This is a genomic window from Stenotrophomonas sp. STEN018 (assembly GCF_056760235.1).
In genome coordinates this window covers 17140-29323 of record NZ_JBRREK010000052.1, presented here as the reverse complement: position 1 = coordinate 29323, position 12184 = coordinate 17140, and the positions used below count along the sequence as shown (strand labels likewise).

The 12184-nt window shown below is 65.0% G+C and carries 12 protein-coding genes and 1 other RNA gene; 7 read left to right on the top strand and 6 right to left on the bottom strand.

The genetic code is table 11. The features are described from left to right. Window positions 1–179 precede the first annotated feature (179 nt). Genes ACVOMB_RS17150 through ACVOMB_RS17130 form a run of 5 tightly spaced genes read right to left on the bottom strand, consistent with a single transcriptional unit; the run spans window position 180 to window position 4803 of the window. Window positions 180–1562 (bottom strand): FAD-binding oxidoreductase, encoded by a 1383-nt coding sequence (locus ACVOMB_RS17150; protein WP_481532275.1) that lies wholly within the window; start codon window positions 1560–1562, stop codon window positions 180–182. A gap of 19 nt (window positions 1563–1581) precedes the next feature. Next, window positions 1582–2151, bottom strand: coding sequence for a TlpA disulfide reductase family protein (locus ACVOMB_RS17145; protein WP_481532274.1), 570 nt, complete (start codon window positions 2149–2151; stop codon window positions 1582–1584). An 18-nt stretch (window positions 2152–2169) separates the two neighbouring features. Then, window positions 2170–2715, bottom strand: coding sequence for a metal-dependent hydrolase (locus ACVOMB_RS17140; protein WP_481532273.1), 546 nt, complete (start codon window positions 2713–2715; stop codon window positions 2170–2172). Further along, a complete protein-coding gene (locus tag ACVOMB_RS17135; RefSeq protein ID WP_481532278.1) occupies window positions 2715–3089 on the bottom strand; it encodes a YraN family protein in 375 nt (124 codons plus the stop codon). Before ACVOMB_RS17135 ends, ACVOMB_RS17140 begins: the two co-directional genes overlap by 1 nt. Beyond that, window positions 3079–4803, bottom strand: a complete 1725-nt coding sequence (locus ACVOMB_RS17130) for a penicillin-binding protein activator (protein WP_481532272.1) — start codon at window positions 4801–4803, stop codon at window positions 3079–3081. The genes ACVOMB_RS17135 and ACVOMB_RS17130 overlap by 11 nt, the downstream gene beginning before the upstream one ends. 82 nt (window positions 4804–4885) lie before the next feature. On the opposite strand from ACVOMB_RS17130, the gene rsmI reads away from it, so the two are divergent. The 3 genes from rsmI (at window position 4886) to rnpB (ending at window position 7034) form a co-directional block, all read left to right on the top strand. After that, window positions 4886–5710: a 16S rRNA (cytidine(1402)-2'-O)-methyltransferase gene (rsmI, locus tag ACVOMB_RS17125; protein WP_481532271.1), complete on the top strand. Its 825-nt coding sequence runs from the start codon at window positions 4886–4888 to the stop codon at window positions 5708–5710. 99 nt (window positions 5711–5809) lie between these two features. Next, on the top strand, window positions 5810–6628 hold the full coding sequence (locus ACVOMB_RS17120) for an alpha/beta hydrolase (RefSeq protein ID WP_481532270.1): 819 nt from the start codon (window positions 5810–5812) through the stop codon (window positions 6626–6628). Between the two features lie 55 nt (window positions 6629–6683). Continuing rightward, window positions 6684–7034: RNase P RNA component class A (gene rnpB / locus ACVOMB_RS17115), an RNA gene on the top strand. A gap of 493 nt (window positions 7035–7527) precedes the next feature. Here the strand turns inward: rnpB and ACVOMB_RS17110 are convergent. Then, window positions 7528–8304, bottom strand: coding sequence for an NRDE family protein (locus ACVOMB_RS17110; RefSeq protein WP_481532269.1), 777 nt, complete (start codon window positions 8302–8304; stop codon window positions 7528–7530). 328 nt (window positions 8305–8632) lie between these two features. Between ACVOMB_RS17110 and mraZ the strand changes: the two genes are divergently transcribed. From mraZ to ACVOMB_RS17090, 4 genes are read left to right on the top strand one after another with little or no spacing between them, the layout of a single operon-like run. Further along, window positions 8633–9079, top strand: a complete 447-nt coding sequence (gene mraZ, locus ACVOMB_RS17105) for a division/cell wall cluster transcriptional repressor MraZ (RefSeq protein WP_481532268.1) — start codon at window positions 8633–8635, stop codon at window positions 9077–9079. A gap of 14 nt (window positions 9080–9093) precedes the next feature. Further along, window positions 9094–10062: a 16S rRNA (cytosine(1402)-N(4))-methyltransferase RsmH gene (rsmH, locus tag ACVOMB_RS17100; protein ID WP_481532277.1), complete on the top strand. Its 969-nt coding sequence runs from the start codon at window positions 9094–9096 to the stop codon at window positions 10060–10062. After that, window positions 10059–10322 carry a cell division protein FtsL gene (gene ftsL / locus ACVOMB_RS17095; RefSeq protein ID WP_282266357.1) on the top strand — a complete coding sequence of 88 codons (264 nt, stop codon included), beginning with the start codon at window positions 10059–10061 and terminating at the stop codon, window positions 10320–10322. Before rsmH ends, ftsL begins: the two co-directional genes overlap by 4 nt. Beyond that, window positions 10319–12181 carry a peptidoglycan D,D-transpeptidase FtsI family protein gene (locus ACVOMB_RS17090; protein ID WP_481532267.1) on the top strand — a complete coding sequence of 621 codons (1863 nt, stop codon included), beginning with the start codon at window positions 10319–10321 and terminating at the stop codon, window positions 12179–12181. Before ftsL ends, ACVOMB_RS17090 begins: the two co-directional genes overlap by 4 nt. Window positions 12182–12184 lie beyond the last annotated feature (3 nt).

Here is a 12184-nt window from a genome sequence, read left to right as displayed (position 1 = left end):
CGGGGGGGGCGCTCCGCCCACGCGATGGCCGGCGCCACCGAGGGGGTGGGTTGGGCCGGGTTGGGGCACCGGCGAACCCCGCGAAGCTGATACACCTGCAGATCGCAGCTTCATCCTGTTCCTGCGCATTGCCAGCTTCGCGGCTTACGCCGCTCCCACAAAAGCCGGGCCGCTCGATCCTACGCCTCCGGCAACACCTTGCCCGGATTGAGGATGCCGTCCGGATCCAACGCCTGCTTGATCGCACGCATTGTCGCCAAGGTGCCAGCCGAAAACGCCTGCGTCATGAACTCGCGCTTGGCCAGGCCGATGCCGTGCTCACCAGACAATGTGCCGCCCAACTGCAGCGCCAATGCAAACACCTTCGGCAACGCCGCATGCGCGCGCGCATTCTCGTCAGCATCGTCGGGGTGATAGAGGATGTTGACGTGCAGGTTGCCGTTGCCGGCATGACCAAAGGTCACGATCGGCAACTGCGCTTGTGCTGACAGCTGCTGCACGCCTTCCACCAGTGCCGGGATCTGCGACACCGGCACCACCACATCTTCATTGATCTTGCCCGGCGCGATGGTCTTCAATGCCGGCGACAGCGCGCGGCGTGCTGCCCATAACTTGTCGCGCGCGCTGCCATCGGTGGCCACATCCAGTGCCAGCATGCCGTCGCCTTCAGCGGCTTCGGCCAAGGCATTCAATAGATAGGGCAGGGTGTCCTCGTCGCCATCGGCGTCGATCAACAACATCGCGCCAGCCTCGGGCACCTGCGCGCCGTTGTGACGCAGCAGCTGCAGGCTGCGTGCATCCATGAACTCCAGCGTGGTCGGTGTTACCGGCTGTGCCATCACCCGCGATACGGCCGCAGCGGCTGCTTCGGCGTCGCGATACAGCACGCGCAGGCCGGCTTGGCTACGCGGGCGTGGAGTCAGCTTGAGCGTGGCTTCAACAATCAGCGCCAGCGTGCCTTCGCTGCCGACCAGCAGATGGGTGAGGTCGTAGCCGGTGGAGTCCTTGGTATAGGCACCGCCGCATTGGATCAGCTCACCGGTGCCGGTGACCGCCACCAGGCCAAGCACGTTGTCGCGGCTGGTGCCGTACTTCACCGCGCGCGGGCCGCCGGCATTGCAGGCCAGATTGCCGCCGATGCTGCAGATATCCGCGCTGGAAGGGTCCGGTGGCCAGAACAGGCCGTGCGGCATCAAGGCCTGTTGCAGATCGCCATTGAGTACGCCGGGTTCGACCACCGCACAGCGATCACCGGGTTGTATCGCGACGATGCGGTTCATGCGTGCGAACGACAATACGATGCCGCCGGCAGTTGGCACTGCAGCACCGGTGGTGCCGGTGCCGGTACCGCGCCCGACCAGGGGCACGCCGTGTTCGCGGCAGGCGCGGACGATGGCCTGTACCTGCTCGCGTGTGCTGGGCATTGCCACGCCCTGTGGCAGCGCGTGGCGCCAGGAGTTGTCCTGCGCATGGGCCGCGAGCGAGGTGGCGTCGGTGCGCCAGTCATCGCCCAGCAGCTGTGACAGGGTTTGCTTGAGTGCGTCGGAAAGGGGCGTGTTCACCCGCCCATTCTAGGCCGTGTCACCCGCCGCCGTCGGTGCTGGAGTTCTGCGACGGCCGCATGCGTACATGTTCGGGCAGCAGGGCCAGCACCTGCTCCAGAATCCCCGGTAGCGCCTGCTCTGAATAACCCTGATGAACCGCGTTGATGCGGCCCTCCTGGTCGAGTACGAACATCAAGGGGATGGCTTTCACTCCATAGGCCTCGGCGGCCTTGCCCTTGCTGTCGAGTACGTATTCCAGGTCGAGCTTCCGGTTGCGGCGGGCAAAGTCCACCACCTGCGCGCGCGGCTCGTCCCAGTTCACTGCGATGACCTCCAGTGCATCCTTGCCAACTACTTTCTGCAGATGCGCCAGCACCGGCAGCTCGCGCATGCAGGGGCCACACCAGCTCGCCCAGAAGGTCATGATCACCACCTTGCCACGACGTTGCTGCAGGTCGACCAGCTCGCCTGGCAGGTTCTTACCAAGTGCGACCGGGGGCGGAAATTCGCCGGCGGTTGGGATAGCGGCGGCGAATGACTGAACTGACAGCAGCAACAGGCAGCAGGACAACAGCAGTCTGGAAGACTGCAGCAGGCGGTGGCGCATGATTTCCCCCCGGGTGGCTCAGTCGTCGGCGCGGCGGCGCCAACCTAGGGGCGATTGAACCATCTTCCAGCCGACCACGGCCACCAGTAGCGGCAGCCATACCCAGCGCAGCTCGGACAGCACGGTCTGCAGGCCGCGCGCGCTGAAGAAATTATTGGCGAAAGGCGACACGCGGATTGGCCGCCACGGTGCGAACAAACGCTGCTCACTCCACGGCCACCACAGCGCGACACCGAGGCCGCCGGAAGTCAGTGCATCCAGCAGCGGATGCGACAGCGCGCAGATGAAGACGAATGCAAACGCCTGCAGACGGCTCGCTTGTAGTGCCTTGGCAAAGGCAATAGCCAAGGCCGCCAGCAGCGTGGCAAACAATAATGAGTGACTGGCGCCGCGATGACCAAAGCTATCGGCGTAGGGAATATGCAGGGCGAAGGCCAGTACATCGGCATCTGGCAGCATTGCTGCGACAACGCCCGCACCCAGCAGACGGGTGGAAATGCGCCCGCGCTCGCTGGCGCACCACAGTGCGAGTGGAATTGCGGCGTGGGTGAATATGCTTGGCATCAGCAGTCGTCGGCGCGGAACGCGTCGCGTATCCAGTTCAGGCGTGGCGGTTCGCCGCTGGCTTCGACCACGTCGAAGCGGCAAGGGCTGTTGGCCAATGCGGGGTGTTGGCTCAGGTAGAGCTGGGCGGCGCGGACCAGCTTGCGGCGCTTGGCGATATCGATGGAGGCAGCGCCGCCGCCGAACTGAGCCGAGCGGCGGTAGCGCACTTCAACAAACACCAGGCTGGCTGCAGCGCGGTCGTACATCACCAGGTCCAGCTCACCGCCGCGAAAGCGTACATTGCTGGCCCGCCATTGCAGGCCAGCGTTCTGAAGCAGTGCACGGGCAGCGGCTTCCACCGCTGCACCGCGTTGGCTCTGCTCAGCGACCATCACCGATGGCGACCGGGCGGCCAGTACTGAAGGTCGACCAGGCCGGCGTGCGTAGCACGTTGCCGAAACCGTCCAGGTGCAGGGTGCCGGTGGCGCCGCTGAGGCCGCCGCTGGTGCTGTTGGCCAGCTTCTCCATATAGGCGGTGATCTTCCAGGCGTCATAGCCGAAGGCGAACAGCCGGCCGGCGCCGCCACGTGCGGTCGGCAGCGTGGTGGCGATCGCCGCTGCGGCCGGCAGGCCGGCAACGCCGCGGCTGCTCCAGGCATCGGTCGGGAAGGCGATGCCATCCAGGGCGACGTCGTCTTCGGCCTTGCCGGTGCCCGCGGTCAACTGCGAGGTGCCAACGCGGCTGACCCCGCTCAATCCGGCCAAAGCCAGCTGTGGTGCCAATGCGCGCGCCTGGTTGCCCTTGACCGCGAGCAGGATCGCGTCGATGCCGGTTGCCTGACGCAGCTGAGCGGTGATATCAGCCGGCACTTCGCCGACATTGATGGTCGCGGCGATCTTGCCACCGCGCTCGCTGAAGCGTTCCTTGAAGGCGCCGCTGGAACGACGGCCAGCATCGTCACTGCTGGCGATCACCAGCACATTGCGGCGCTCGCGACCGAGCAGGTACTCGGCGGCCATCAGGCCATCGTCTTCCGGCGCCAGCGAGAAAGCCGCGCTGCCTGGCGGCGGCGCGTCCTTGCCACGGTTCAGGGCGAGCAGGGGTACCGGCAGTTCGCTGCGCTGGAACAGCGCGTCCACTTCGTCGCGGCCGAGCGGGCCGACAACGAAGTCGACGCCGTTGCTGACGGCCTTGTCATAGGCCGCACCAGCACCGCTGGCGGTGCCCTTGGTGTCGATGAAGTCGATCGGCGGACGGCGACGGCTTTCACCGTAGTAACCGGCCAGCAGGCCATCGCGGACCGAGGCGCCAGCGGCGGCCAGGTTGCCGCTGAGCGGCAGCAGCACGGCCATTTTCACCGGCGGGCGGTAGCCATCGGCATCGGCAGCCGGGCGCTTGCTGGTATCCAGCTGCGCAGTTGTGTCGCGGTCGAACGGGCGCGGCAGCGGCAGGCCACGGCCGATCAGGGCGCGGCCTGCGTGGTTGTAGAGCGGGTCACCAACCGGCAGCGCGGCGGCGCGACTGCTGAGGGTGGCGTCGTTCAGACCAGCCAACAGACGGGTGATGGCGCGCTGGTTGTCATTGCGTGCGGTGCCGCTGAGCAGGGTGCCAGCGCGGGCGCGCTCGGCGGCAGCGGCAAAGGCGTCGCCGCTGGCTTCCAGCGCCTGCGCACGGGCCAGGTACCAGCGTGCCTGCAGCGGTGCCGGCAGCGCTGCCGGGTTCTCGGTCAATACCTGCAGCACGGTGGCCGGCTGCTTGTCGCTCAGCGCCAACTCGGCCTGCAGCAGGTTGAAGCGCAGGCGCGTAGTGCCGGACAGCTGGCGCGGCTGTACTTGTGCCATCAGCATGCGCGCACGCGCGCTGTCGCCGGCTTCCTGCCAGGCAAAGGCGGCATCGGCCAGCAAGGGGCTCTTGGCGGCACCGCGTACCAGCGCGGCCTGGGCTTCCAGTTGCTGTGCGGCGTCGCGCGGTTTGCCTTGTTCAAGCAGGGCGATGGCGGCCTGCTGGGCGGGTGAGCTGGTCGGCGCAACACTGGTGGTGGCGCAGCCGACGAACAGCAGCATCGACAATGACAGGGCGGAAATCCGTGCGGCTGGCTTGTTCATTTGAGGTCCGTTCGACAGGGCGCGGCAGTGCCGGGCGGGGGAAACGGTACGATTCTACCCTTGGCCCACGGAAATACCGATGATGAGTACTGCTGCTGCCACCTTGTATGTCGTTGCCACGCCGATCGGCAACCTTGGCGATCTGAGCCCGCGGGCGCAGGAGGTGCTGCACTCGGTGGCCGCCATCTGCGCCGAAGACACCCGTCATACCGGCCAGCTGCTATCGCATTTCGGCATCAGCAAGCCCTTGGTGGCCCTGCATGACCATAACGAAGAGGCGATGGCCGAACGGGTGGTGGCACGGTTGTTGGGCGGTGAGTCGCTGGCTGTGGTCAGTGATGCTGGTACGCCGCTGGTCAGTGACCCGGGCTTCCGTCTGGTGCGCGCGGCGCGCGCGGCCGGGGTCAAAGTCAGCCCAATCCCAGGTGCCTGCGCGGCGATTGCCGCCTTGAGCGTGGCCGGTTTGCCCAGCGATCGTTTCGTATTTGAAGGCTTCCTGCCGGCCAAGGGTGCGGCCCGGCGCGAGCGCCTGAACAAACTGGCGGCCGAGACCGGCACCTTGGTGTTCTACGAATCCTCGCACCGCATTGCCGAATCACTGGCCGACATGGCGGGGGCATTTGGTGAGGAGCGTCCGGCAGTGGTGGCGCGCGAGCTGACCAAGCTGTTCGAGACCGTGCTCGATGGCAATCTGCAGCAGCTGCTGGCCAAGGTGCTGGCCGATGACAACCAGCGTAAAGGTGAGTTCGTGGTGATGGTGCAGGGGGCGGGCGACGATGAAGAGGCCAAGATCGCCGAAGGCCGCCGTCTTTATGCCAAGCTCAATGAGCACCTGCCGCCCTCCACTGCAGCCAAGTTGGCCGCAGAGTTGAGCGGTGCGCCACGCAAGGCATTGTACGGACAGTGAGTTACGCCCCCTGGCCGGTTTGGCGGCCCGGTTGGTTACCGATGCATCCTCAGGGAGATACGTATGTGCGGACCTGCGTTTGTCTTGTTGGTGCTCATGATGTGTTTGCCGGGGTGGGCGCGAGCGCAATCCGGCCCGGTCAGTGAAACCGTTGCTGGCGGGGCGGGTCAGCCGATGCGGGTGCTGGTCTACGCGCCGCAGGCCAGGTCTGATGCTGCGGCTGCCATCGTGCTGTTCCATGGGGGTGGTTGGACAGTGGGCGAGGCCGCCTGGATCGAGCCCACTGCACGCTTGATGCAGCGTGCTGGCTTGGTTGTGGTGTCGGTTGAGTACCGTTTGGCAGATCAGGATGCGGCGCTTACTCCCTATGACAGCGTTGCCGATGCGCGGGCCGCCATGCGCTGGATGCGGCGCAATGCGCTGCGATTTGGAGTGGACCCGGCGCGGATCGCGGCTGGTGGCATCTCTGCTGGCGCGCACCTTGCTGCGGCCACTGCGGTATTTGACGAACCTTTTGGTGACGAGGTTTCGGCGCGCCCGGATGCGCTCGTGCTTTGGTCGCCGGCACTTGCAGTGTCGGGTGATGGTTGGTTCGGCAAGCTTGCCGGTGGCGCTGCGCGTGCCGCTGCGCTGTCTCCTGATCTGCATGTTCGTGCGGGGTTGCCGCCGGCGGTGGTATTGCAGGGGGAGCTGGATTCGGTGACTCCGGCCAACGGTGCGCGAAATTTCTGTGCCCACATGCAGGCGGTGGGGAACCGCTGTGAACTGACGATCTATCCTGGCGTGGGCCACCTGTTCACGCGCAATCTGCAGCAACAGGAGAATCCGGACTACAAGGCCATTGACCTGCAGGTGGATGCGGAAGCAGATCGTGTGGCGTTGGCTTTTCTGCAGGCGCTGGGCTTTGCTGCAAGGTGAACCGACGCAGGCGATGGTTCGTGGATGCGCTGGAACGTGCGATAATGCGCGTGGCGGAGTCGGCCAGACAGTCGCGTCATTCCTTCGGGAATGCCGAGGAAAGTCCGGGCTCCACAGGGCAAGGTGCCAGGTAACGCCTGGGCGGCGCAAGCCGACGGAAAGTGCAACAGGAAGATACCGCCGAACGGCCTTCGGGCGCGTGGTAAGGGTGAAATGGTGCGGTAAGAGCGCACCGCGAGTCTGGCAACAGACCGGCACGGCAAACCCCACCTGGAGCAAGACCAAATAGGGACCTAATGGCGTGGCCCGCGTCGGGTCCGGGTAGGTTGCTTGAGCGTTACGGTGACGTAGCGCCTAGAGGAATGACTGTCCACGACAAAACCCGGCTTATCGGCCGGCTCCGCCGCTTTCATCGCCTGGCGGGCGATGAAAGCCCCAAAGTTTTGCGTGGCAAAACTTTGGGCCCCGGGCCTCTGCCCTCCAATTCCCCGCGCCTGTCGGCGCGCCCCCTTTACTAAAGGGGGCTGTTGCTCTTCGGATTTTGTGCTGGGCTCGCTGCGCATCGTGGCGGGGAGGAGTGCGGGTGTGGCTTTTGTTGGGCTCTGGCTTCAGCTTCAGCTTCGGCTTCGGCTTCGGCTTCGGCTCTTGCTCTTGCTCTGGCTCTGGCTTTGGCTTGAGCTCTGGCTTTGGCTCCTGCTTCGCTGTTCTCTTTCCCTTCTCCCGCCTGCGGGGGAAGGTGCCCGGAGGGCGGATGGGGGGAGCTTTTGATCTGGCTTTGGCTGTGGGCCAAAGCCAAAGCCAAAGCCAAAGCCAAAGCGAGATCAAGCTCACCCCTCCCTAGCCCTCCCCTTCGCCTGCGGCGAAAGGGAGGGGATCAAACTTCAGCCAAGGTGAGGGGCCTAGGAGCCCAAGCCTTCTTTTCCAATCTTCACGCGCGCGTCTCCCAGATACACACCATCCGGGCCGAAGCGGCGTTCGTGGATGAATCCTCCTCCATCCTGGTCGATCGCCACGATGGTGCTGGCGCGGGTGCCGTAGTCGGTTCCACGGATGAACGCGCTCGAGAGCCGCCGCTCCAACTCCAGCGGAACCCCGGTAGCTGGTAGTTGCGCGTCCGCTGCCTGCTGCTCATCGGCCAGCGCAGCCCAAAGCGGCTCAAGGCCGTCGTCACCGGCAGCCAGCCAATCCTCAAGCACGCCCATCAGGCGCCGGGTCTTGGGCCAGGGCGCATCCAGTGCGCCGTTGGACATGCCGTGCACGCCCGGCGCCAGATCTTGTCGCGCCTGCGGATGGTTGCCCAGATAACTGCAACTCTCGGCATCGACGATTAACAGGTTGAATGGTGCAAACTCCGGCGCCCGGCTCGCCAGGTTGTCGGCATAGTCCTTGGCCGCCTGTCCGTCAGCCAGGTAGCTGGCGATCAGTTCGCCACGCGAAGGCCCGCCTGCGGCTGCGCTTGGGTCACGCACATTGGTGACCACGGCGGCCTGCCCGCGCAGATTCCCGCCCATCCAGCTGCCGCCGGAGCGCAGGTCGCGGCCGGCGATCACTTTGTCGCAGGGCGATGGCCAACGCTGCAGGGGCGCGGTGGGGCGGACGTGGAATTCGTCACGGTTGCCGGCCATGAGCAGGCGCCAATGCGGGTGGGTTTTCCAGGCGAGGGCGACGAGGCACATGCACGGAGTGTGCCGTTTTGCGCGTGTGTCAGCCATGTGCGGCTGAATGGCGGCTGGGCTACGGGTCCATTTTCACGCTGCCTCTACACCACTGAATTTCATACAAATCTCAAAATTTGAGGTAAACCAGTAACTTGTGGATAAACCTTGAACAACTCTCTAAACATTGGCGCAAACCATTGATGCGGCAGGTGATTTTATGCGTGGAAAGTTGTTGACAACCCTAAGGCCGCTGCTAAGGTGGGCATCAGAGGGGAAACCGGGTTTTTTGTGGTTTTTCGTGGTTCAATAACTTCCCAAGCAAAATCAACGAACGGGTGCCATAGGCGTGTTCCAGGGTGAGACTGCCATCACGGTTGACGACAAGGGACGCATGGCGGTGCCAACCGCCTACCGCGACCTGGTCGCGCGTGCCAGCAGTAATCGTCTTGTGCTGACCTACAACCCGTTCGAAGCTGGTTGCTTGTGGTTGTACTCAGAGCAGGAGTGGGAGCGGGTGCGGGACGACGTAATGGCAAAGCCCAATACCCAGCGCGTAGTGCGCACCCTGCAGCAGAAGCTTGTCGGCTCGGCCGCCCATCTGGAACTGGATGGCAATGGCCGTATCAGCCTGCCGTCCAGTCACCGCAGCGCGGTGGGCATCGAGAAGAAAGCCGTGCTGATGGGCATGGGTGAAAAGTTTGAATTGTGGAGCGAGCAAGCGCATCGCGCACTGATCCAGCAGACGTTGTCTGACGAGGATCTGGGCGATGGGCTTCTCGATCTGAAGTTGTGAGCCGGGGTGCCCGGGTGCGCGGAGGAGCGCAGGCCGGTCACCCAGCGGTGTCGCAGCCGCCGGCAGCTCACCTGCCGGTGCTGTACACCCAGGTCCTTGACGGCCTGAGGGTGATCGAAAGCGGTACTTATCTGGATGGCACGTTCGGTCGTGGCGGTCATGCCGGCGGCGTGTTGCGTCAGCTCGGCCCGGACGGGCGCTTGCTGGTCATGGATAAGGACCCCGAAGCCATTGCCGTGGCCGAGCGCGATTTCGCGCCGGACGGTCGTGTCGCCATCTATCGCGGCAGCTTTGCCGATCTGCTGGACTGGAGCGAAACCGCTGCCGGTCTGGATGGCGTTCTGTTCGACCTGGGCGTGTCCTCGCCGCAGCTCGACGTGGCCGAGCGTGGTTTCAGTTTTGGCAAGGACGGCCCGCTGGATATGCGCATGGACCCGGACTCGGGTGAAAGCGCAGCGGATTGGTTGAACCGCGCCGAAGACCGCGAAATCGCCGACGTGCTGTTTACCTATGGCGATGAGCGCCAGAGCCGCCGCATCGCCCGTGCCATCGTTGCCCGTCGCGACAAGCAGCCGTTCACGCGTACCGCTGAACTGGCCGAGCTGATCGCCTCGGTGATGCCGCGCGGCAAGGACAAGATCCATCCTGCGACGCGCAGCTTCCAGGCCATCCGCATCCACATCAACCGCGAACTGGCTGACCTTGAAGCCGGCCTGGACGCGGCGATGGCGCGGCTCAAGCCCGGCGGCCGTTTGGCGGTGATCAGCTTCCACTCGCTGGAAGACCGTATCGTCAAGCAATTCATGAACCGCCATGCCAAGGCGCCGCCGACCAATCGTCGGCTGCCCGAGTTGCACGCGTTCGTGCCGACGCTGGAGCTGATCGGCGGTGCCATCAAGGCCGACGACGACGAGCTGGCGATGAACCCGCGCTCGCGCAGCGCGGTGCTGCGTGTGGCACAGAAGTGCGAGGTGGCTGGATGAGCCGCCTGCTGTTGATCGTCCTGCTGGCATGCACGATTGCCTCGGCAATCGGCGTGGTGTTCATGCGCCATCGCCACCGCCAGCTGTTCGTCGAGCTATCCAAATTGGAACACGCGCGCGACGAGATCAACATCGAGTTCGGCCGCCTGCAGCTGGAACAGGCAACCCTGGCCCAGGCCACGCGCGTGGACCAGGAAGCCCGTGGCCGCCTGGGCATGAAGTTCCCCGAGGCCGCTGACATCGTGGTGATTCGACCATGAACAAGCCCAGCCGCAACCGTACTCGTACGCAGTTCAATCTGCGCAACCGCATGCTGATGGTCGGCGTGGGGCTGGGTCTGTGCGCGGTGACGCTGGTTGGTCGCGCGGCGTATGTGCAGCTGATCAACAATGATTTCTATCAGCGCGAAGGCGAGGCCCGCTTCCTGCGCGATGTGCCGATCCCGACTTCGCGCGGCATGATCACCGATCGCAATGGCGAGCCGGTGGCGGTGTCCACGCCGGTGGCCTCGATCTGGGTCAACCCGCAGGAGCTGCTGCGCACGCCGGAGCGTATTCCCGAGTTGGCGCGCGCGCTGTCGTTGCCAGTGGACGAACTGACCACCAAGCTGACCCAGAAGGCCGACAAGGAATTCATGTACCTGCGCCGCCGGATCAATCCGGACGTGGCCGAGCAGGTAGTGGCGCTGAAGATTCCTGGTGTGTTCTCGCAGCGCGAGTTCCGTCGCTATTACCCGCAGGGTGAGGCGATGGCGCATGTGCTGGGTTTCACCAATATCGATGATCTTGGCCAGGAAGGCCTGGAGCTGGCCTTCGACGAATGGCTGCGCGGCAAGCCCGGCGCCAAGCGTGTCATCCGCGACCGCAAGGGAGCGATCGTCGAGAGCATCGATCTGGTGCGTCCTGCCGAGCCGGGCAAGGACCTGACCCTGAGCATCGATCGCCGCATCCAGTTCCTGGCGATGCGCGAGCTGCGCAATGCGGTCACCACCAACAAGGCGGCTGGCGGTTCCATCGTGATCATGGATGTGGCCACCGGTGAAGTGATGGCCATGGCCAACCTGCCGACCTACAACCCGAATTCGGTCAGTGGCGCGACTCCGGATACGCGCCGCAATCGTGCCGTCACCGATCTGGTCGAGCCCGGCTCGACGATGAAGCCGCTGACCATTGCCACCGCGTTGCAGAACCACGTGGTTACTCCGGACACGATCATCGACACCAACCCGGGCTATATGTCGCTGGGTCGTTACACCATCCGTGATGTGCCACGTAACAACGGCGTGCTCAATGTCACCGGCGTGATCACCCGCAGCTCGAACATCGGCGCGGCCAAGATCGTGGCGCGCATTCCGGACCAGACCTTCTATGACTCGGTGCGTGGCTTCGGCTACGGCGTCGCCCCGCACAGTGGCTTCCCCGGTGAGTCGGCCGGTGTGGTCGCGCGCCCGGGCAGCCCGAGCTGGTATGGCACCACCAAGACCACCATGTCCTACGGCTATGGCCTGTCGGTGACGCCGCTGCAGATCGCGCAGGCGTACTCGGCACTGGCCAATGGCGGACAGGTGATCCAGCCCACTTTCATCAAGGGCCAGCGCAATGAAGCACGCCAGGTCATCGACCCGGAGGTCGCGCGCGAAGTCGTGCGGATGATGGAAACCGTGGTCACCAATGGCGGCGCCAAGCAGGCAGCGATCCTTGGTTACCACGTTGCCGGCAAGACCGGCACGGCGCGTAAGAACGGCCCCAACGGCTACGAGCGCGGCCACTACAACCTGCTGTTCGCCGGTGTCGTGCCGGCTACCGCACCGCGCTATGCGGCGGTGATCGTGGTCAACGACCCGCAGGGCTCGCTGCAGTACGGCGGCCTGGTCTCCGCACCGGTGTTCCATCACGTGATGGAGGGCACGCTGCGCTTGATGGACGTGCCGCCGGACGACATCCAGTCGTGGCTGGCCGCGCAGGCCGCAGGCAAGGTGGGGGGCAAGCCGGGTAGCAGTGCTGCGCCGCTGCCGATCCCGCAGGACCCGGACGAGGCACCCAATGCCACGGCCGAATTTGATGCCGCACTGCCGACGGCTGTCGCTCCGACGCCTGCCGCCACGGAGGTGCGCCAGTGAGCC